Annotated in this window: 22 protein-coding genes and 1 other RNA gene; 16 read left to right on the forward strand and 7 right to left on the reverse strand. The window is 67.1% G+C overall.

Annotation, left to right across the window (positions count from 1 at the left end; genetic code table 11):
• Positions 1–2: 2 nt before the first annotated feature.
• From WG901_RS01200 to map, 5 genes are all read left to right on the forward strand, one after another.
• The gene (locus WG901_RS01200; RefSeq protein WP_339585199.1) at positions 3–1,640 is read left to right on the forward strand and encodes a cation:proton antiporter domain-containing protein; all 1,638 of its coding nucleotides are present in this window, start codon (positions 3–5) and stop codon (positions 1,638–1,640) included.
• A gap of 70 nt (positions 1,641–1,710) precedes the next feature.
• A complete protein-coding gene (locus tag WG901_RS01205) occupies positions 1,711–2,502 on the forward strand; it encodes a transporter (protein WP_339585200.1) in 792 nt (263 codons plus the stop codon).
• Between the two features lie 20 nt (positions 2,503–2,522).
• Positions 2,523–2,942, forward strand: a complete 420-nt coding sequence (locus WG901_RS01210) for a nuclear transport factor 2 family protein (RefSeq protein WP_339585201.1) — start codon at positions 2,523–2,525, stop codon at positions 2,940–2,942.
• 82 nt (positions 2,943–3,024) lie between these two features.
• Complete coding sequence (locus WG901_RS01215; RefSeq protein WP_339585202.1) at positions 3,025–3,237, forward strand: ParD-like family protein; 213 nt, start codon at positions 3,025–3,027, stop codon at positions 3,235–3,237.
• Positions 3,234–4,010: a type I methionyl aminopeptidase gene (map, locus tag WG901_RS01220; RefSeq protein WP_339585203.1), complete on the forward strand. Its 777-nt coding sequence runs from the start codon at positions 3,234–3,236 to the stop codon at positions 4,008–4,010. The genes WG901_RS01215 and map overlap by 4 nt, the downstream gene beginning before the upstream one ends.
• Before the next feature lies 1 nt (position 4,011).
• On the opposite strand, the gene WG901_RS01225 is transcribed toward map, so the two are convergent.
• From WG901_RS01225 to WG901_RS01235, 3 genes are all read right to left on the reverse strand, one after another.
• Entirely contained in the window at positions 4,012–4,188 is a 177-nt protein-coding gene (locus WG901_RS01225) for a hypothetical protein (RefSeq protein ID WP_339585204.1), read from the reverse strand.
• A gap of 86 nt (positions 4,189–4,274) precedes the next feature.
• Positions 4,275–5,168 carry an RNA polymerase sigma factor RpoH gene (gene rpoH / locus WG901_RS01230; RefSeq protein ID WP_339585205.1) on the reverse strand — a complete coding sequence of 298 codons (894 nt, stop codon included), beginning with the start codon at positions 5,166–5,168 and terminating at the stop codon, positions 4,275–4,277.
• A 107-nt stretch (positions 5,169–5,275) separates the two neighbouring features.
• Complete coding sequence (locus WG901_RS01235; protein ID WP_339585206.1) at positions 5,276–6,220, reverse strand: RluA family pseudouridine synthase; 945 nt, start codon at positions 6,218–6,220, stop codon at positions 5,276–5,278.
• A 9-nt stretch (positions 6,221–6,229) separates the two neighbouring features.
• Between WG901_RS01235 and WG901_RS01240 the strand changes: the two genes are divergently transcribed.
• From WG901_RS01240 to rnpB, 4 genes are all read left to right on the forward strand, one after another.
• Entirely contained in the window at positions 6,230–6,631 is a 402-nt protein-coding gene (locus WG901_RS01240; protein WP_339585207.1) for a M67 family metallopeptidase, read from the forward strand.
• A gap of 30 nt (positions 6,632–6,661) precedes the next feature.
• Positions 6,662–7,318, forward strand: a complete 657-nt coding sequence (locus WG901_RS01245; RefSeq protein WP_339585208.1) for a histidine phosphotransferase family protein — start codon at positions 6,662–6,664, stop codon at positions 7,316–7,318.
• A gap of 70 nt (positions 7,319–7,388) precedes the next feature.
• Positions 7,389–8,027, forward strand: coding sequence for an N-acetylmuramoyl-L-alanine amidase (locus WG901_RS01250; protein WP_339586618.1), 639 nt, complete (start codon positions 7,389–7,391; stop codon positions 8,025–8,027).
• Between the two features lie 18 nt (positions 8,028–8,045).
• An RNA gene (gene rnpB / locus WG901_RS01255) (RNase P RNA component class A) lies at positions 8,046–8,457 on the forward strand.
• Between the two features lie 16 nt (positions 8,458–8,473).
• On the opposite strand, the gene WG901_RS01260 is transcribed toward rnpB, so the two are convergent.
• Positions 8,474–9,304, reverse strand: a complete 831-nt coding sequence (locus WG901_RS01260) for a metallophosphoesterase (protein ID WP_339585209.1) — start codon at positions 9,302–9,304, stop codon at positions 8,474–8,476.
• Positions 9,305–9,444: 140 nt separating this feature from the next.
• Between WG901_RS01260 and WG901_RS01265 the strand changes: the two genes are divergently transcribed.
• Together WG901_RS01265 and WG901_RS01270 are read left to right on the forward strand one after the other, a co-directional pair.
• Positions 9,445–10,236 carry a TorF family putative porin gene (locus WG901_RS01265; protein ID WP_339585210.1) on the forward strand — a complete coding sequence of 264 codons (792 nt, stop codon included), beginning with the start codon at positions 9,445–9,447 and terminating at the stop codon, positions 10,234–10,236.
• Positions 10,237–10,331: 95 nt separating this feature from the next.
• A complete protein-coding gene (locus WG901_RS01270) occupies positions 10,332–10,769 on the forward strand; it encodes a VOC family protein (RefSeq protein WP_339585211.1) in 438 nt (145 codons plus the stop codon).
• Between the two features lie 3 nt (positions 10,770–10,772).
• Here WG901_RS01270 and nhaA read toward each other — a convergent pair whose 3' ends face one another.
• A complete protein-coding gene (gene nhaA / locus WG901_RS01275) occupies positions 10,773–11,969 on the reverse strand; it encodes a Na+/H+ antiporter NhaA (RefSeq protein ID WP_339585212.1) in 1,197 nt (398 codons plus the stop codon).
• 97 nt (positions 11,970–12,066) lie between these two features.
• Between nhaA and WG901_RS01280 the strand changes: the two genes are divergently transcribed.
• The 5 genes from WG901_RS01280 to WG901_RS01300 all read left to right on the forward strand — a co-directional run bounded on the left by WG901_RS01280 (position 12,067) and on the right by WG901_RS01300 (position 18,071).
• The gene (locus WG901_RS01280) at positions 12,067–13,482 is read left to right on the forward strand and encodes a glycosyl transferase family protein (RefSeq protein WP_339585213.1); all 1,416 of its coding nucleotides are present in this window, start codon (positions 12,067–12,069) and stop codon (positions 13,480–13,482) included.
• Positions 13,479–14,603: a hypothetical protein gene (locus WG901_RS01285; protein ID WP_339585214.1), complete on the forward strand. Its 1,125-nt coding sequence runs from the start codon at positions 13,479–13,481 to the stop codon at positions 14,601–14,603. Before WG901_RS01280 ends, WG901_RS01285 begins: the two co-directional genes overlap by 4 nt.
• A 49-nt stretch (positions 14,604–14,652) precedes the next feature.
• Positions 14,653–15,567, forward strand: coding sequence for a sulfite exporter TauE/SafE family protein (locus tag WG901_RS01290; protein ID WP_339585215.1), 915 nt, complete (start codon positions 14,653–14,655; stop codon positions 15,565–15,567).
• The gene (locus WG901_RS01295) at positions 15,564–16,316 is read left to right on the forward strand and encodes a TIGR02186 family protein (protein ID WP_339585216.1); all 753 of its coding nucleotides are present in this window, start codon (positions 15,564–15,566) and stop codon (positions 16,314–16,316) included. Before WG901_RS01290 ends, WG901_RS01295 begins: the two co-directional genes overlap by 4 nt.
• A 78-nt stretch (positions 16,317–16,394) precedes the next feature.
• Entirely contained in the window at positions 16,395–18,071 is a 1,677-nt protein-coding gene (locus WG901_RS01300; protein ID WP_417602099.1) for an ATP-binding protein, read from the forward strand.
• Here the strand turns inward: WG901_RS01300 and WG901_RS01305 are convergent, their stop codons facing one another.
• Both WG901_RS01305 and WG901_RS01310 read right to left on the reverse strand, forming a co-directional pair.
• Entirely contained in the window at positions 18,072–19,502 is a 1,431-nt protein-coding gene (locus tag WG901_RS01305) for an MATE family efflux transporter (protein ID WP_339585217.1), read from the reverse strand.
• Positions 19,499–20,245, reverse strand: coding sequence for a 7-carboxy-7-deazaguanine synthase QueE (locus tag WG901_RS01310; protein ID WP_339585218.1), 747 nt, complete (start codon positions 20,243–20,245; stop codon positions 19,499–19,501). The genes WG901_RS01305 and WG901_RS01310 overlap by 4 nt, the downstream gene beginning before the upstream one ends.
• Positions 20,246–20,257: the final 12 nt, after the last annotated feature.

The following is a 20,257-nucleotide window of genomic DNA, read 5'->3' on the forward strand; positions in this document are numbered from 1 at the left end:
CCATGCCGCATCACATGCCGCTCATCGGCACGATCGTCGCCGGTCTCGTCATCGCCTTCATCCTCGGCGCGATCGCGCATCGCTTGCGGATGCCGCCGCTCGTCGGCTACCTGCTCGCGGGCGTGGTGGTCGGCCCCTCCACCCCGGGGTTCGTCGCCGATGGCAAGCTTGCGGCCGAGCTCGCCGAGATCGGCGTGATCCTGCTGATGTTCGGCGTGGGGCTCCATTTCACGCTCAAGGACCTGCTCGCGGTACGCCGGATCGCCGTGCCCGGCGCGGTCGTGCAGATCGGCGTGGCCGTGGCGCTCGGCACCGGGCTTGGGCTGTGGCTTGGCTGGACCCTGCTGGCGAGCGTGATCTTCGGCCTCGCGCTGTCCGTGGCAAGCACGGTCGTGCTGCTGCGTGCGCTGCAGTCGCGCGATCTGGTCCAGACCGAGCGCGGCCGCATCGCCGTCGGCTGGCTGATCGTCGAGGACCTGGCCATGGTCCTGGCGCTGGTCCTGCTGCCGCCGATCGTCGCGCTGCAGTTCGGGCAGAACGGCGCGGGCATGGGCGACCTGCTGCGCGCGCTCGGCGAGGTCGTGCTCAAGCTCGCGGGCTTCATGGCCTTCATGCTGATCGTCGCGCGCAAGGTGATCCCGTTGGCGCTGCACTGGGTCGCGCATTCGGGATCGCGCGAGCTGTTCCGCCTGGCCGTGCTGGCGATCGCGCTCGGCGTGGCGCTGGGCGCGACGATGATGTTCGACGTGTCGCTGGCGCTCGGCGCCTTCTTCGCCGGCATGATCCTCGGCGATACCCAACTCAGCCGGCGCGCGGCTGAAGAGACGCTGCCGCTGCGCGACGCCTTCGCCGTGCTGTTCTTCGTCTCGGTCGGCATGCTGTTCGATCCGGCCGTGGTGGTCGAGCGGCCGGGACCATTGCTGGCGACCTTGGCGATCATCGTCTTCGGCAAGTCGCTCGCGGCCTATGCCATCGTCCGGCTGTTCGGCCATCCCGGCTCGACCGCGCTGACGATCTCGGCCAGCCTCGCGCAGATCGGCGAGTTCTCGTTCATCCTCGCGGGGCTGGGCGTGACGCTTGGCGCGTTGCCGGCCGAGGCGCAGGATCTGATCCTGGCGGGCGCGATCCTTTCGATCCTGATCAACCCGCTCCTGTTCAAGCTGATCGTGCCGCGTCGTCGTTCCGATGCGGCGGGTATCGCGCCGGCTGCCTCTGCGCCCGCCACACCGGCCCGCGTTGTGCTTGTCGGCTATGGCCGCGTTGGTCAGTCGATCGCCAGGCGGCTGTCGGGCGACGACCACGTCCTGACCGTGATCGAGGACCAGAGCGACATGGCGGCTTTCGCGCGCGAAGCGGGGCTTAAGGTCGTCGGCGGCGACGCTACGGCCAGCGGCGTGCTCGAGCAGGTCGGGCTTGAAGGCGCGGCGATCCTGCTCGTGGCGATCCCCGAAGGCGTCGAGGCCGGTGTCGTGGTTCGCCGCGCGCGTGAACTTCATCCCAGGCTGCACATCGTCGCACGCGCGCATTCACGAGAGCAGGCCGAGGACCTGCGTCGTTGGGGTGCCGACGAGGTCGTCCTCGCCGAGGAAGAGGCCGCGGCGAGGATGGCGGCCAGTGCGGCGCGGCTGGCGCGGGAATAGCAGCAGCAAGGGAACGCGGGGGTTTCTTCGCTGCGCATGTGATGTACCAGTCGCGCACGGAGATTTCGTCATGTTCAGATACTGCCCGGCGATCGTTCTATTGGCTGCCGCCACCCCGGCCTTCGCTGATGAGGCGCGCGATTTCTGCGCCGATCGGCCGGGCCTCGGCACGCCGACCTGCACGCTGGCGCCGGGTGCTGCCATGGTCGAGATCGGTGCCGCCGCCTGGGATCACACGCGCGATGCCGCCAGTGTCGAAGACGAGATCGCGCTCGGCGATGCTCTGTTCCGCCTGGGCGTGAGCGAGACGACCGAACTCCAGTTCGGTCTAACCGGCCATGTGATCCAGCGCAACCGCGATCGCGCGACGGGCGCCATAGACCGCGTGTCGGGCCTGGGCGACGGCACGATCGCCATTCGCCAAGGCCTCGCCGGTCCGAACGGAAAGATCGCGCTCCAGGCCTATGTGACCGTGCCGCTGGCCAAACAACCGATCGGCAGCGGCGAATGGAGCGGCGGTCTGTTGTTGCCCTTCGGTTTCGATCTGCCGCGTGGCTTCGAGCTCGATTTCACGCCCGAAATCGATCTCGCGGCGAACGAAAACGGCGATGGGCATCATTTCGCCTGGGGCGGTGTGGTCGGCCTGACGCATGATCTGGCGGAAAACCTCAGCTTGACCGGAGAGCTCGGCGCGCTGCGCGACGAGGATCCCTCTGGCCACACCACCGACGCACGTCTGGCGCTGTCGCTGGCCTGGGAGCCGGTGGAGCGCTTCCAAATCGATTTCGAGGCCGATGCCGGCCTGTCCGACGGCGCGCCCGACCGGACTCTGGCGATTGGCCTGGCCTGGCAATTCCGCTGAGCGAAGGGGAGAGGAATCCGATGAGCGAGGAAATCGCGATCCAGCAGGTGATCAACCGCTACACCGACGGCTGCAACCGGCAGGACTGGCCGCAGGTCATGGCGACTTTTGCCGCGGACGGGATCTGGGAAGTCCAGGGCAACGACATCCAGGGCCACGCGGCGATCCAGCCGGCGATGGCGGCGTTCCTGACGCAGATGGACTATTTCACCCAGATCTCCTCGGCCTCGGTGATCGAGATCGCCGGCGACCGCGCCACCGCGCGCACGACGATCCGCGAATGCGGCAAGTTCAAGGGTCGCGACGAGGTCCTCGAAGTGCTGGGTTTCTATGCCGACGATCTGGTCAAGACCGCGGCAGGTTGGGTTTTCGCACGGCGCAAGTTCACGAGCTTCGGGCTGCATCGCTTTCCGCTCGCACCCGGACCGGCATTGGGCTGAACAGCCGAGGCTCGGTGCCGGGCTTGGCATGGGCCTATGCGTTTCATATACGATTGATATACGAATCGTATATGGAGTCCCCATGGGCATCGTGAATATCGAGGAAGAGCTGCACGATCAGCTGCGTCGGGCAACCAAGGTCTCGTGCCGATCGATCAACGCGCAGGCGGCCTACTGGATCAAGATCGGCATGCTGAGCGAGCTCAACCCGACGCTGAGCTTCAACGAGATCATCGAGCGAGAGCTTCACGCCGCGGGAGTCTCGGCGCCACCGCTGGTGCTCAGCGCGGCATGACCAAGACCCCCGCGGAACTGGTTCTGATGGCCGAGTCCGGCCGGCTGCTGGCCTCCGTCTTCGAGATGCTCGATCGCACGTCGCTGGCGGGGCTCTCGACCTTGGAAGTCGATACGCTGGTCGAGCGTTTCATCGTCGACGAGCTCCAGGCCCGGCCCGCGAGCAAGGGCCAGTACGGCTACGGCTTCGTGCTCAACTGCTCGATCAACGACGTGGTCTGCCACGGCGTGCCCTCGGCCACCGAGATCCTGCGCGACGGCGACATCGTCAACCTCGACATCACGCTCGAGAAGAACGGCTTCATCGCCGATTCGAGCAAGACCTACCTCGTCGGTCAGGTCGATCCGGCCGCGCGGCGGCTGGTCCAAGTCACCTACGAGGCGCTGTGGATGGGTATCCGCACGGTGCGCCCGGGGGCGCGACTGGGCGACATCGGCGCCGCGATCGAGCGCCACGCCAAGCGCCACGGCTATTCGGTCGTGCGCGAATATTGCGGCCACGGCATCGGCCGCGAGATGCACGAGGACCCGCAGATCCTGCACTTCGGCCGGCCAGGCACCGGCATGGTTCTGCGCGAGGGCATGGTCTTCACGATCGAGCCGATGCTCAACCGCGGCCGGCGCTCGGTACGGACCGAAGACGACGGCTGGACCGTCAGGACCCAGGACGGCTCGCTGTCCGCGCAGTTCGAGCATACGGTTGCGGTCACGGCCACGGGCGTGTCGGTGCTGACCCTGCGCGCCGACGAGCGAAGCAGGTCGAAGGCTGCCTGAGCTAGGTCGAGGGCCGCTGCACCCGCTTGCCCTTGGTGCGGCTGGTCAGGTGAAACTGGCCACAGCGATCGCAGCGGTAGTGGCGGAGTTCGATCGTCGCCTCGCGCGCCGTCGTCAGCGCCGCCTCCTCGGAAGCGAACCGCTGTTTCCTTCGGCAGATCGACAGGCGCGTGCGCATCGCGCGGTCATGCGCGGCGCGCGGTGGGCGCGCAAACAAAAACCCCCGCCGGTGAGGGCGGGGGTTCTCGTTCATTGCCTGATACGTCAGGCCGGGATCAACCGCTTCTCGCCTGCGATGCGCTGCATCGCCTTCTGCAGCTTCTCGAAAGCGCGGACTTCGATCTGACGGACGCGCTCGCGGCTGACGTGATAGACTTGGCTGAGCTCTTCGAGCGTCTTCGGGTCCTCGATCAGTCGGCGTTCGGTCAGGATCTGCTTCTCGCGATCGTTGAGGCTCTCCATCGCTTCGACCAGCATGTCGTGACGCAGCCTGGACTCCTGGTCCTCCGCGACGATCTCGTCCTGGAGCGGGCCGTTGTCCTGCAGCATGTCCTGCCACTGGCCTTCGCCGTCCTCGCGGAACGAGACGTTGAGCGACGAGTCGCCACCCATCATCATGCGCCGGTTCATGTTGACCACTTCCTGCTCGGACACGCCGAGCTTGGTCGCGATCGTACGAACGTCGTCGGGATGCAGATCGGCATCCTCGTAGGCGTCGAGGTTCTTCTTCATCCGGCGAAGGTTGAAGAACAGCTTCTTCTGCGCCGCGGTGGTGCCCATCTTCACGAGGCTCCACGACCGCAGGATGAATTCCTGCATCGAAGCCTTGATCCACCACATGGCGTAGGTCGCTAGGCGGAAACCGCGCTCGGGCTCGAACTTCTTGACGCCCTGCATCAAGCCGATGTTGCCTTCGGAAATGAGTTCGGACACCGGCAGGCCGTAGCCGCGGTAGCCCATGGCGATCTTCGCCACGAGGCGCAGGTGGCTCGTCACCAGTTGCGCGGCGGCGTCGGGATCCCCATGTTCCGAGAAGCGCTTGGCGAGCATGTATTCCTGCTCGGGCGCGAGAATCGGGAATTTCTTGATTTCCGACAGGTAGCGATTGAGGCTCTGCTCACCGCCCAGTGTCGGAACGACCGGAAGGTTGCGTTCCATATCTAGTACCCTGTTCCTTGTATGTCGGCGGGCCGATGCAAGACCCTTATATTAGGCGTCTGCTTTTGCCGCCACGTATGAGTAATTTATAACACGAAAGCTTTAGTTCAGTTCCGCAATTCTCCGATCAGTGTGACCATGTCTTCCGGCAATTCCGATATGAAATGCACGGATTTTCCGGTGACCGGATGGACGAAGCCAAGTTCCGCGGCGTGGAGCGCCTGGCGCTGGAAGCCGAGTGCGGAGAGAATCGGCCGAAGCCGTGGAGAGGCGCGTCCATAGACAGGATCCCCCAATAGCGCATGGCCGATTGACGCCATATGAACGCGCACCTGGTGGGTTCGCCCGGTCTCTAGCCGGCATTCAACCAGGCTGGCGTTGCTGAGCGGTTCGAGCGTGCGATAGTGCGTCACCGCGTGCTTGCCGCGCCCGTCCTCGACCAGCGCCATCTTCTTGCGGTTCGTCGTCGAGCGGGCGATCGCGCCGCGAACCGTGCCCGCGGGCGGGATCGGCCGGCCGCCGACCACGGCGCGATAGGCGCGCACGATCGAATGATCGGCGAACTGCCGGGCGAGGCCTTCGTGCGCCGCGTCGCTTTTCGCGGCGACGAGCAGCCCCGAGGTGTCCTTGTCGATGCGATGCACGATCCCGGGACGCGCAACCCCGCCGATGCCCGAGAGCTGGCCGGCGCAGTGGTGCAGCAGCGCGTTTACCAGGGTGCCGTCGAGATTGCCCGCGGCCGGATGGACGACGAGCCCTGCGGGCTTGTCGACCACGATCAGGTGTTCGTCCTCGTAGGCGACGACCAGCGGGATGTCCTGCGCCGCTGCTTCGGCCGGAATCGCTTCGGGCACGCGGATCGCGAAAGGCGTATCTTTCGCGGGCTTGAGCGAGGCCTGGCTGACGGGCTTGCCCGAAAGCGCGATCCGGCCTTCGCCAAGCAGCGCCTTGACGCGCTCGCGCGAGAGGCCGCTGGCGTCGGCCAGCGCCTTGTCGAGCCGCAGCCCGTCCTCGGCGATGACGCCTTCGATGATGCTTTCCGCGCTACCCACGGCTACAAGATGGGGATGGTCCTTCTGGTCACAAGTGATGTTATCGCAACACTGGTTGCAGAAGCTGCGCGAGCCGCGCCAGAGGAGTGTTGCGGGCTGCTGCTGGGGCGCGAAGGTCGCATCGAAGGCGCCATTCCGGCGGCCAATGTGGCGGCCGATCGCCAGCGGCATTTCGAGATCGATCCTGCCGCGCTCTTCGCCGCTCACCGCGCCGCGCGCGCGGGTGGTCCCGAGCTGATCGGCTATTTCCACTCGCATCCCAGCGGCCATCCCGTGCCCTCCGCGACCGATTGCGAGCACGCCAGCGGCGACGACCGCGCCTGGGCGATCGTCGCGGAAGGCACCGTCGCCTTCTGGCGCGATGGCGCGGAGGGCTTCGAGCCGCTTTCCCATTGCGTGGTTGGCGGTTAAGGGAGGGCTGAACAGGAAAGCCGAACACCTATGACCATCAGCTCTCTCGATCTTGCCAGCCTGCTTTGCTCGCGACTTTGCCATGACATGCTGAGCCCGGTCGGGGCGCTCACCAACGGGCTCGAGCTGCTGTCGGACGAAAAAGATCCCGAGATGCGCCAGCGCTGCTTCGAGCTGCTCGAGCAGAGCGCGCGGATCTCTGCCGACAAGCTCAAGTTCTTCCGCCTGGCCTTCGGCGCCGCGGGCGGTTTCGGCGAGATGGTCTCGGTCACCGAAGCGCGTGCTCTCGTCGATGCGCTGGTCGGCAACAACGGCCGGATCGAGGTGAACTGGGCATTGGCGAACGAGTCGCTGCCCAAGCCGGCGGTCAAGACCATGCTCAACCTCGCGCTGATCGCCATCGATTCGCTCGTGCGCGGCGGCACGCTCGACATCGGCGCCGAATTCCGCGCCGACGAGAATGGCCAGGAAGCCAGCGAAATCGTCGTGCGCGCCACGGGTGCCCGCATCGCCTTCGACCAGGACATCGGCCGCGCGCTCGACGGCTCGCTGCCCGACCGCGAGTTGGCCAGCCGGACCGCACCCTCGGCCATGCTGCGCGAACTGGCCTCCAGCCTCGGCGGCCAACTGCAATGGGCACTGTCCGAAGATGCGCTGGTCCTGGGCGCGGTACTTCCCGTCGCGTAAGGAATAAGGTCCGGTGGTCAACCGCTGGCTGGTCCATCACGAAAGAGCGTCGCCCAATTGGGACGAGCGCATGCTGCGCGTCTCGATGGTCGTGCTCCACTACACCGGCATGCGCACCGCGCAGGAAGCGCTCGACCGGCTCTGCGACGCGGAGGCCAAGGTCTCCGCACATTATTTCATCGACGAGGCGGGGCAGGTTACCCAACTGGTGCCCGAGGAGAAGCGTGCCTGGCACGCGGGCAAGTCCTACTGGCGCGGGATCACCGACGTGAATTCGGCCAGCGTCGGCATCGAACTGGCCAATCCCGGACACGAGTGGGGCTATCGCGAATTCCCCGAGGCGCAGATGGATGCCCTGCTGCCGTTGCTGGCGGACATCGTCGAGCGCCACCAGATCGCGCCGGTCAACGTCGTCGGTCATTCGGACATCGCGCCCGCGCGCAAGCTCGATCCGGGTGAACTGTTCGACTGGCCGCGGCTGGGCAAGCTGCGGCTGGCCGTGCCGATCCCCAAGGCCAAGATGAACCTGCTCTACGACAATCCCGGGGCCTTCTACCTGGCGCTCGAGCGGTTCGGCTACGACGTCGCCGACGGCCATGCCGCGGTGCGCGCCTTCGAGCGACGCTGGCGGCCCAACAAGATCGAGGGCGAGATCGACGGGCAGCTTGGGGGAATCCTGTTCGAGCTGCTGTTGGAGCGCGACAGCTGACGTGCTAGGGCGCGCCTGCCGGGGGACCGGGCAGCCGCGTCATCCTTCGGGATGCCGAGGAAAGTCCGGGCTCCACGAAACAAGGGTGGCGGGTAACGCCCGCCGGGCGCAAGCTTAGGGAAAGTGCCACAGAGAGCAGACCGCCTGTTTACAGGTAAGGGTGAAAGGGTGCGGTAAGAGCGCACCGCGCGGCCGGTAACGGTTGCGGCATGGCAAACCCCACCCGGAGCAAGACCGAATAGGGGCGGCGGGCTTGTCTACGTCCGAAAGGATACGGGACAGGCGGGGCGGTTTCGGCCCCTGATCGCCCGGGTTGGTCGCTGGAGCGGCGTAGCAATGCGTCGCCAAGAGGAATGGCTGCCGTCGTCCGCATGTCCCTTTCGGGATACTACGGGCGTCACAGAACCCGGCTTACAGGTCCCCCGGCAAATTTCGGGACTTTGGGCTCAGACGGGGCGGGTATCGACCACGATCGCGCCATCGCGCTCTTCGGTGGCGATCAGCCAGCGCCGTTCGCCCTCGAGGCCGAGCGCGGTCAGCCGTCCCGACTTGTAGGCGCCGGTGTCGATGCCGATGCGGTTGCGGCGCAGGTCCGGTTCGGCGGTGATCGTATGGCCGTGCACCACCATGAATCCGTGGCTGTCGGCGTAGTCGAGGAAGGGCTCGCGGATCCAGCGCATGTCCTCGACCGTCTGGGTGCCGATCGGCACGCCCGGTCGGATGCCGGCGTGGACGAACAGGTAGTCGCCGAGCGCGACGAAATCCTCGAAGCCGGCGATGAAGGCGAGGTCCTCGGACGGAATCGCCCGGCGCATCAGGGCCTGTGTTCCGGCGAGGTCGGCCGTGGCGAGATCGGCGGGGGCGACCCCGTAGGACTGGATCGTCGCGTCGCCGCCATAGAGCAGGAAGCCGCGCAGGACCGCGGGATCGTCGAAACTTTCGAGCAGCTTTTCCTCGTGGTTGCCGCAGATCACGCGAACCTTGCGTCGGCTCTGCCAATCGCGCGTCGCAGCCACGACCCCGGCGCTGTCGGGGCCGCGGTCGATGAGATCGCCGAGCAGGATCACGGTCGTCTCGGCCAAGCCGCGAGCCGCGTCGTCGGCCTCGATCGCCGCAGCCAGGGTTTCGAACAGATCGAGCCGGCCGTGGACGTCGCCGATCGCATAGACGCGCTCTCCCGCGGGAACCGCGGCAGCGGCCTGCGACGTTTGTCGCGCGAAAAACTGGCGGATCGACTTGAGCATCGTGGGCTCTGTTACGCCCGGAATGCTTGCCACGCGAGGCCTGGATGCGGGCGGGCAAACCTGTTGCCCAAAATCCTCGCCACCGCAGCAGCGTCGCGGCCCGGCTGAAAACGGCTTGTGCGATCCCGTCAGGCTGTGCAGCCCGAGAGTTGGCCTCTTACGGGAATTCATTCATGCCTTCGTCCTTCCGCGCTTTCGCTGCCGTCGCCTTGCTGGCTGGCAGCATGCTGACCTCGGCGACCGCCTTCGCTGACGAGACCGATCCGCCCAGCGAGATCACGCTCCACGGGCATGCGGCACTGGTCAGCGACTACCGCTTTCGCGGCCTCTCGCGTTCGAGCGGCGATCCGGCAGTTCAGGGCGCGATCGAAGTCAGCCACGCCAGCGGGTTCTATGCGGGCCTCGGTATCTCCTCGCTCGATCTCGGTGCCGTTGGGCCGCTGACCGGTCCGGTCCACAGCGACATGCAACTCGACGTCTATGGCGGCTGGACCGGCCCGCTGACGGGCGGCTGGAATGCCGACGTGGGCCTCCTCTATTACGCCTTTCCCGCGGGCAATTTCGGCAAGGCCGAGTTCTTCGAGCCCTATGCTTCGGTCTCGACGACGCTCGGCCCGCTCAGCGGCAAGCTCGGCGTGAAATATGCCTGGAAGCAGCAGGCGCTGAACTTCAACGGCGGCCGCAAGGACGACAATCTCTACGTCCACCTCGATCTCGGCGCGGGGATCCCCAACACGCCGGTCTCGCTTTCGGCGCGGCTCGGTTACACCGATGGCGCGCTCTCGCCCAAATACGCGACGGGCGAGACCCTGGACTATGCCGGCGGGCTCGATTGGGCGCTGGGCGCGAGCTATGCGATCACGCCGTTCCTGTCGGTCGGCGGCCAGTACGTCGGCGTCCAGGGGCGCTCGATCGACGGCTATTCGAACGATACCGTGGTGGGCACGCTCAAGCTGTCTTTCTGATTTCGCCGGCGACGGTTTAAAAATCGGTCCGCGGGCCTAGATTGCGGCAACCTCCGCGCTGCCTCCTTGCGCGCGACGAAGCGAAAGACCGATCCGTGAGCAAATTCCTCCACACCATGATCCGCGTGACCGATCCGGCGAAGACGATCGCCTTCTTCGAACTGTTCGGCGTCCGCGAGGTGCGGCGATTCGATAACGAGAAGGGGCGCTTCACCCTGATCTTCCTCGCTGCCGAGGGCCAGGAGGGCGTCGCCGAGGTCGAGCTGACGCACAACTGGCCCGATGAGAACGGGAACGCGGAGGACTACAAGGGCGGGCGCAATTTCGGCCATCTCGCCTATGGCGTGGCCGACATCTACGCGACCTGTCAGGCGCTGGCTGACGCCGGGGTGACGATCAACCGTCCGCCGCGCGACGGCCACATGGCCTTCGTCCGCTCGCCCGACGGCATCTCGGTCGAACTGCTCCAGCAGGGCGAGCGCCTGGCACCGCAGGAGCCCTGGGCGAGCGCGCCGAACATCGGCGAGTGGTAGGGTTCAGGCGCCGCGCATCGGCGGCGCCAGCCTGAGCACGAGATAGCCGGCGAGCGCCGAAAGGAGCGAGCCGGCGAGCACGCCGAGCTTGGCCTGCTCGACCAGCGCGGGGTGCGCGGGAAAAGCCAGCGCGCCGATGAACAGGCTCATCGTGAAGCCGATGCCGCAGAGCAGCGCCAGACCCCAGAGCTGGAGCCGGCTCGCACCTTCGGGCGGGCGTGCCAGGCCCAGGCGTTCGGCCAGCAGGATCGCGCCGAAGATGCCCACCTGCTTGCCGAGGAACAGGCCGGCGGCAATGGCGAGCGGCAGCGGCGCGAGCAGATCGGAGAGCCCGAGCCCGGCGAGGCTCACCCCGGCATTGGCGAACCCGAACAGCGGTACGATGAGATAGCCGTTCCACGGCACCAGCGCGTGCTCGAGCCGCAGCAGCAGGCTGTCGCCCGATCGATCGGGCCGGAGCGGGATCGTCAGCGCGGCGAGCACGCCGGCCACGGTCGCGTGGACGCCCGAATGGAGCATGCAGTACCAGAGCGCGGCGGCGAGCAGCACGTAGGGCAGCGGACGGCCGACCCGCAGCGCGCCGAGAATGGCCATGCCGGCCAGCAGCACGAGGCTCGCGACCAGCCAGCCCGCCGCGATCTGCGCGGTGTAGAACAGCGCGATGATCGCCACCGCGCCGAGGTCGTCGACGATCGCCACGGTCAGCAGGAACAGGCGCAGCGAGGGCGGCAGGCGGCGTCCGAGCAGCCCGAGGACGCCGAGCGCGAAGGCGATGTCGGTCGCCGCCGGGATCGCCCAGCCGCGATGGAGATCGGCTTGTCCCGCCGCGAAGAGGAGAAAAACCAGCGCCGGCGCGGCCATCCCCGCGGCCGCGGCCAGCACCGGCAGCCGCCGCCGTGCGGGATCGGCCAGCGCCCCGGCCAGGACCTCGCGCTTGATCTCCAGCCCGACGGTAAAGAAGAACACGGCCATCAGTGCGTCGTTGATCCAGTGGTGGAGCGTGGGCAGCCTGGCTATCGGACTTCCCGGCAGCGGATCGTGCAACATGGCGTGATAGGCATGGGCAAGCGGCGAGTTGGCCACGACGATCGCTGCCGCGGCGACCGCCATCAGGATCAGCCCGGCACCCGCGTCACCGCCGAGGGTTCGCGTCAGGAAACCGGCCAGGCGGCTCGCGGCGGAAAGTGTTCGGCGTTGCATGCCCCCTTGTGGGTGGCGTGCAGTATCGTTGCAAGTCGGTCGCAATGACTTTAACCTGCCTTGCAAGGACAGATTCCGCAGGGGGGAATCGGGGCGCATGGGGTCCGAGGGCATTACCATCTTGCCGCAGGTGCTCGACTGGCTGCAGCTGGTCGAATACGAACTGCTGTTGTTCGCTTCGTTCTGGTTCGTGCTCGGCGCGCTGGACGAATTTGCGATCGACGCCCTGTTCGTCTGGCTCAAGCTGACGGGCCGTGCCCAGGTGCGGCGGCTGCCGCGCGGTGCCGAAACCCGCCCGCTGGGTGGCCGCGTGGCCGTTCTCGTGCCCGCCTGGCGCGAGGACGCGGTGATCGGCGAGATGATCGCGCATAGCCTCAAGGCCTGGCCGCAGCGCGAACTGCGGCTCTACGTCGGCTGTTATGCCAACGACCCGGCGACGCTGGCGGCGGCGATGGCTGGTGCCGGCGAGGATCCGCGCGTGCGTCTGATCGTCAACGAGCGCGCCGGGCCGACCACCAAGGCGGATTGCCTCAACCGTCTCTACGCCGCGGTCTGTGCCGACGAGGCGCGCAGTGGCCAGGCTTTCGCGAGCGTGATCCTGCATGACGCCGAGGACATGGTCCATCCCGCGGCCCTGGCGGCCATGGCGCAGGCGCTGACCGAAGTCGACTTCGTGCAGATCCCGGTGCGCCCGGAGCCGCAACCGAAATCGCCCTGGGTCGCCGGGCACTATTCGGACGAGTTCGCCGAGTCCCATGCCAAGGCCCTGGTCGTGCGCGATGCGATCGGCGCGGCGATTCCGGCGGCCGGCGTCGGCTGCGGTTTCGCGCGGGCGACGCTCTCGCAATTGGCCCTGGTGCGGATGGAGGAGGGCGGCTCGGGTCCCTTCGCGAGCGAATGCCTGACCGAGGACTACGAACTTGGCGTGCTCGTCTATCGCACCGGTGGCCGGAGCCGTTTTCTGCGGCTTCGCGATGCCAATGGTGATCTCGTGGCGACGCGTGCCTATTTTCCGAGCGAGCTCGAATTCGCGATCCGGCAGAAAGCGCGCTGGATCCACGGGATCGCGCTGCAGGGCTGGGATCGCCTCGGCTGGTCGAACAAGCCGCTCGACATGTGGATGGCTCTGCGCGACCGGCATGGGCCGCTGACCTCGGCCGTGCTGGGGGCAGCCTATCTGCTCTTGGCGGTCGAACTCGTCCTCGCACCGGCGCGACTCATGGGCTGGACCTCGAGCGAACCCGTCGAGCCGCTGATGCGGGTGTTGATCTCGATCAGCTTCCTCGCTTTCCTCTGGCGTGCGCTCTGGCGTTTCGGCCTGACCGCGCGAGAATACGGCCTCGTCGAAGGCGCGCGGGCGGTCCTGCGTATTCCGGTGGCGAACGTGGTCGCGATCCTGGCGGGACTGCGGGCGTTGCGCGCCTATATCCGCACGCTGCGCGGCGAACTGGTGCAATGGGACAAGACGCATCACGCGGCCCATCCCGCGGCGATGGTGCAGGTCGCACGATGAACTCGGCACGCTCTTATCGCGGTCAGCCGCTGGTCGCGTTGATCGCCCTGCTCGGCGGCTGGGTCGTGCTGCGCGTCATCGTCTGGGAGACGAGCGCGCCGACATCCGCAGTTTTCGAGACGGCAAGACCGGTGATCGCCGTACCCGCGTCGCGCGAACCGACGCAGGCTACGCCGAGGCCCTCCTTGCCGCCGCCATACGCAGCTCAGGCATCACGCTTCGTTCCGCCGCCCGCGCCGCCGCAACCCTGGTCGCAGCAGGGTAAGGTGTTGCAGATGCCGCGGGCCGTGCGCTCGTCGCCGATGCCGCGCGAGGCGGTCGAACCGGTGCCGGTCCGGCTTTCGGCAGCGCATCAGCTCCTGTGGATGGCGGCGCTTTCGCAGATACCCTTGCCGGCAATAGCCTCGACGGCCGTGACACGACCGGAGCCGTCGCCAGGTCTCGAGCCCCGTGCGGCGTCGCCTTCGCGCTGGTCGGCCGACGGCTGGCTGCTCCTGCGCCGCGGCGGCACGGTCTCGCCGGCCGGCGGTTTCGCGCCGGCGACCTATGGCGCGAGCCAGGTCGGCGCGGTCGTGCGCTATCGGCTTGCGCCGCAGAGCGCGCAGCGCCCCGCGCTCTATCTGCGGGGCAGCGCCGCGCTCAACGGCTCGCGCGAGCGCGAGGCGGCGTTGGGGATCGCGGCGCGGCCGATCGCGGGCTTGCCGGTCTCGGTCGCGGCCGAAGTGCGAGTCAATTCGCAGCCCAGCGGCACGCGCGCGGGTCCGGCGGCCTTTGCCTACACCGAATTCGCGCCGGTCGACCTGCCGCTGGCGGCGCGCGCCGAATTCTATGCCCAGGCCGGCTATGTCGGCGGCAATTTCGCCAGCGCCTTTGCCGACGGCCAAGTCCGTGTCGATCGCCGGTTGGTACGTCTCGGCCGCGGCGAGTTGCGTGCGGGCGCTGGCATCTGGGGCGGGGCGCAGAAGGGGGCCTCGCGGCTCGATGTCGGGCCGACCGCGGTCGTCGGCCTGCCGATCGGCGAGCGGGCCGGCGCGCGGCTCGGAGTCGACTGGCGTTTCCGCATCGCGGGCAATGCCGTGCCCAGTTCTGGGCCTGCGCTGACGCTGTCCGCAGGTTTCTGACCTCGCGCCGGCTTGCCTTGCCGGCCGGGGTTCGCGACAAGACGTTCAGATGGATGTCTACCTTCCGATCGCCAACCTCTCGGTCAACGGCCTGATCATCGTCGCGCTCGGCGCGCTGACCGGTGTGCTGTCGGGACTGTTCGGTGTCGGCGGCGGCTTCCTGACGACGCCGCTGCTGATCTTCTACGGCGTTCCCCCGACCGTTGCCGCGGCTTCGGCCGCGAGCCAGGTGACCGGCGCCAGCGTTTCGGGCGTCTTCGCGCACTCGCGGCGCGGCGGGGTCGACGTCCAGATGGGTGCGGTGCTCGTTGCGGGCGGCATCCTGGGGACGGGTATCGGCGCGGCGCTGTTCCGGCTGCTCGAGGAACTCGGCCAGATCGATACGGTGATCAACGTGCTCTATGTCGTGCTGCTCGGCTCGATCGGCGGGCTGATGGCACGCGAGTCGATCCAAACGATCCGCGCACAGCGCAGCGGCGTGCCGATCCCGGCGGCCAAGCGCCGCCATCACCCGCTCGTCGCCAGCCTGCCGCTGCGCTGGCGATTCTACAAATCGGGGCTCTACATCTCGCCGCTGGCGCCGCTGCTGCTGGGTGTGGCGACGGGCATCCTGACGATGCTGATGGGCATCGGCGGCGGCTTCGTGCTGGTGCCGGCCATGCTCTACATCCTGGGCATGAGCGCCAGCGTGGTCGTCGGCACCTCGCTGTTCCAGATCCTGTTCGTCACCATGGCGACGACGATGATGCATGCACTGACCACCAAGGCGGTGGACATCGTGCTCGCGGCGCTGCTGCTGCTCGGCTCTGTCACCGGCGCGCAGCTCGGCGCGCAGTTCGCGCAGAAGGCGAGCCCGGTCTATCTGCGCCTCGTGCTTGCGGCGATCGTCCTGCTCGTGGCGCTGCGGCTGTTCCTGGGGCTGACCTATCGGCCCGACGAGATATTCACGGTCTCTCCGTTGTGAAACGGCTGCTCGCCCTGTTCGCTCTGGTCCTGCTCACCGGAGCCCGCGATCCGATCCTCGTGCCTGAAGTCTCGCAACACACGGTCCAGGTGCGCCAGGGCTTCACCGGCACCGAACTGCTGCTCTTCGGCGCGATCCTCAACCCCGAGGGAACGCGCGCCGGCCGCGACTACGACATCGCGGTCGTGCTCAAGGGACCGATCCAGTCGATCCTGGTGCGCGAGAAGCGCAAGGTGGCCGGGCTCTGGATCAATGTCGACAGCACAGGCTTCCGCTCGGCGCCGCTGTTCTACGGGGTGGCCTCTTCGCGGCCGATCCGTCAGATCGTCGACGAGAAGACCGCGGCGATCTATGAACTCGGCCTGCCCTCGCTGCAGCTTTCGCCGATCGGCACGATCGACACGCCGGTGCAGGAGCGCTTCGCCGCGGGGCTGGTCGATCTCAACCGCCGCGGCCAGCTCTATCAGGAGCAGGACAATGGCGTGAAGATCAGCGAGCAGGTGCTCTACCAGGCACGCATTGCCCTGCCGTCGAGCGTGCCGACCGGTGAATACACCGCCGAAACCTTCGCGATCCAGAAAGGCCGTGTGGTCGCTTCGGCGATCAGCCGGGTCGAGGTGCGCAAGACGGGCTTCGAGGGCGCGATCGTGCGCTTCGCCGACCAGCAGAGCTTTTGGTACGGCCTGCTCGCGGTCAGCGTCTCGGTGCTGATGGGGTGGGTCGCAGGTCGCCTGTTCGCGCTGGTCTGAGGGGCTTCGGGAGCGCCGATTTAGGGCGATGTTAACGACTGACTACTACGCATTTGCCGAATACCTGGAGCGCGGTGAATGTCCGACATGAGCATACATGGCTTTGATAAGGCCCAGCCGGCGAGCCCCGCCGACGTCGCCGCGGTTTCGGTCAACGCCACCCAGCCGATCGGCGTGGTGCTCGACGTCAGCGGTTCGGGCAGCCAGATCGCCTTCGACGCGCAGCGGCTCAACGAATGCGCGCAGGACCGCGATCCCTCGGTTGCGCTTTCCGGCCAGGTCGGCAGCCAGGTCAAGATCCGCGTCGGCAATTCCTGGCTGCTTGCCAGTGTGCGCAACCAGAAGCAGGATCAGCGCAACGGTGGCGGTATCCTTTCGGCGGTCGACTTCCTGGGCGAGGGCGAGGAGGAGCGGCTGACCGGCCGCATCCACTCCTTCCGCCGCGGCGTCACCGGCTATCCGATCCCCGGCGCGCTGGTCTATCCAGCGACCTCGGCCGACCTCAAGCAGATCTACGCCAGCGATGGCCGCGCCGCGATCCAGATCGGCAACGTCTATCCGACCAAGGACATCCGCGCCGGTCTCTATACCGATGCGCTGCTGGGCAAGCATTTCGCGCTGCTCGGCTCGACGGGTACCGGCAAGTCGACCAGCGCCGCGCTGATCCTCCACCGGATCTGCGAATCCGCGCCCGAAGGCCACGTCATCCTGATCGACCCGCACGGCGAATATTCGGCGGCCTTCCGCAACAACGGCGTGATCCTCGACGTCACCAACCTGCAGATGCCCTACTGGCTGATGAACTTCGAGGAGCATTGCGAGATGTTCCTGACCTCGTCGGGCAACGAGCGCCAGCAGGACGCCGACATCCTTTCGCGCTGCCTGCTGCAGGCGCGCTCGAAGAACCGGCTGGCCGAGCAGATGGGCAAGATCACCGTCGACGCGCCGATCCCCTATCTGCTCTCGGACCTGTCCAACATTCTCCAGAACGAGATGGGCAAGCTCGACAAGGCAACCAATTCGGCGCCCTACATGCGTGTCAAGACCAAGCTCGACGAGCTCAAGTCCGACCCGCGCTATCAGTTCATGTTCTCGGGCATGCTGGTCGGCGACACGATGGCCGAATTCATCGCCAAGATCTTCCGCCTGCCGGCGCGCGGCAAGCCGATCTCGATCATCGACGTCTCTGGCGTGCCTTCGGAAATCACCTCGACCGTGGTCGCGGTGCTGAGCCGTCTGGTCTTCGACTTCGCGGTCTGGGGCCGCGAGGAGAAGACGCGGCCGATCCTGCTCGTCTGCGAGGAGGCGCACCGCTACGTTCCCAACGAGAAGAACGCCGACGGCTCGTCGGTCGGCAAGATCCTTTCGCGCATCGCCAAGGAGGGCCGCAAATACGGCATCTCGCTGGGCCTGATCACGCAGCGGCCTTCGGATCTTGCCGAAGGCGTGCTGTCGCAGTGCGGCACGATCATCTCGATGCGTCTCAACAACGACCGCGACCAGGCCTTCGTCAAGGCGGCCATGCCCGAAGGCGCGCGCGGCTTCCTGGACTCGATCCCGGCGCTTCGCAACCGCGAGTGCATCATCTGCGGCGAGGGCGTCGCGATCCCGATCCGCGTCTCGTTCGACGATCTCGAGGAACACAAGCGGCCGGCCTCGGAAGACCCCTCGTTCAGCGAGCTGTGGAACGGCTCGGGCGGCGAGGAGGACATGGTCTACCGCACCGTCCAGCGCTGGCGCGCCGGCGGACGGTAATTACTCGGCGGGTACGGCCTCGGGCATGCGCGGGGCTTGCGCTTTGGTGCGCCAGCCGCCTCGGGTATAGGCCAGCCACGTCAGGATCACCGAAATCACCGAGCCTGCCGGGAAGGCCCACCATACGGCCTCGCCGCCCAGCCAGGGATAGGTCAGGTAATAGAAGCCGATGCGCGCGGGATACATCGAGATCACCATGACGAGCAGCGGCAGCATGACCGCGCCGTAGGACCGCATCGTGCCCGTCAGCACCATGGTGATGCCGACGAGAATGTAGGTCCAGGTGCAGATCACCTGGACGTGCTCGGCGATCGGGATCGCGGCGCTGCCGTGGCCGAGGAACAAGGTCAGCAGCGGTCCGTCGAACAGCAGCAGCAGGGCCGAGAGCAGCCCAGTAAGCAGGATATTGGCATAGACGCCGGCCATGGTGATCGGCTCGACCCGGTCGTGCCGCGAAGCGCCGACGTTCTGCGCGACCATCGCGCTGACCGCGGTCGAGATCGCGAAGGCGGGCATCTGGATATAGGACCAGATCTGCATCAGCGCGCCATAGGCGGCCGTGGCCATCAGGCCTTCGCGGTTGACCAGCCCCATCATGATCACGCCCGCGACCGAGGTCACCGCCATCTGCCCGCCCATCGGCAGGCCCTTGCCGACGACATAGGCAAGCTCGTCGCGGCTGGGGAACAGATAGGCGAGTTCGCGGCCCTTGAGCCGGATCGGGATGTCGCGCCAATAGATCCAGGCGACCATCGCCAGCAGCCCGCAGAGGCTGGCGATCGCATTGGCCAGGGCCGATCCGGCGATGCCGAGTTCGGGCACCGGGCCGAGGCCGAGGATCAGCACGGGGTTGAGCGCGATGCCGATCAAGGTCGCCAGGATCATCGCATAGAGCGGGGTCTTGGCATCGCCCGCGCCGCGCAGGCTCATCGACACCATCATCGAGACCGTGCCGAAGGGCATCGTCAGGAAGATGATGTCGAGATATTCGAGCGCCGGCTGGTGGATCGCCGCGGGGGTAGAGAGCGCGCGCAGCAGCGCGTCGCCCGAGAAATAGCCGATCCAGCCGCCGACCAGCGCGATCAGGGCGCAGAAGCCCGTGCCGGCACCGAACACGCGCCGCGCCGCATCGAAATCGCGCGCGCCGAAATGCTGGCCGACCTTAACCGTCGCCGCCATGCCGAAGCCGAAGACGAAGGAGAAGACGAGGAACATCACCATGTTGGCATTGGCCGTCGCGGCCAGGGCCTTGTCGCCGAGCAACTGGCCGACCCAGATCGTGTTGATCGTGCCGCCGAAGGTCTGGAGCACGTTGGAAAACAGCGTGGGGATCGAGAACGTGAGCAGGGTACGCAGAATCGGCCCCTGAGTCAGGTCCTTGTGGCCTGCAGGTCCTCTTCCCGATTCCTCAGCTAGCTTATCATTGCTCACGTACCTCTGGTGTCGCCGAAGAGGTGGATATGCAAGCGATCGGTGAGATTAAATTCATGTTCCGAACAGGTTTGCGCCAGCCAGTGCGACCGCTGGCGGATCGTCGCGCTGTCGCGGCCCTCGGGCATCAGGAAAATGCGCGAGCCGGGGATCGCATGGGCCTGCTGGATCGTGACGACCTCTTCGACGTCGGCGGGCTCGGCCACGACGAATTTGAACCAGGCGCGGGGCTCGGTCGCCCAGTGGGCGAGACGATCGGGATTGAGCGCGAGATCGGCGGGATTGCCGCTGTGCGAGAGCTTGGGGCTGACGTTGTACTGATCGACCAGGGCATCGAGCGCGGGGTGCGGCGGCACCGAGCCGTTGGTCTCGATCTCCACATGGGTGCCGGGAACGAGCCCCTGCAGATGTGCGACCATCCGCGCGAGCGCCGGCGCCTGGAGCAGGGGCTCGCCGCCGGTTATGACCAGGCGATGCTGGCCCAGCGCGGCGATGCGCCGGGCGGTCTCCTCTTCCGAGAGCGTCACCTGCTCCTCGCCACGGTCGAAGGTCTCGTCGTCGCGGTGCGGGCGGTTGTCGCCGGCGAAGCGCCAGGTGTAGGCCGTGTCGCACCAGACGCAGGCGAGATTGCAGCGCGACAGCCGCACGAAAGTGCAGGGGCGCCCGATCGAGGCGCCTTCCCCCTGGATCGAGGCGAAGATTTCGGGCTCGCCGGGCTCGGTCGTGGCGAGGATCAGCGGCATGGGGTGACGCTA

It is taken from the genome of Novosphingobium anseongense, from assembly GCF_037482895.1.
Taxonomy (GTDB): Bacteria; Pseudomonadota; Alphaproteobacteria; order Sphingomonadales; family Sphingomonadaceae; genus Novosphingobium; species Novosphingobium anseongense.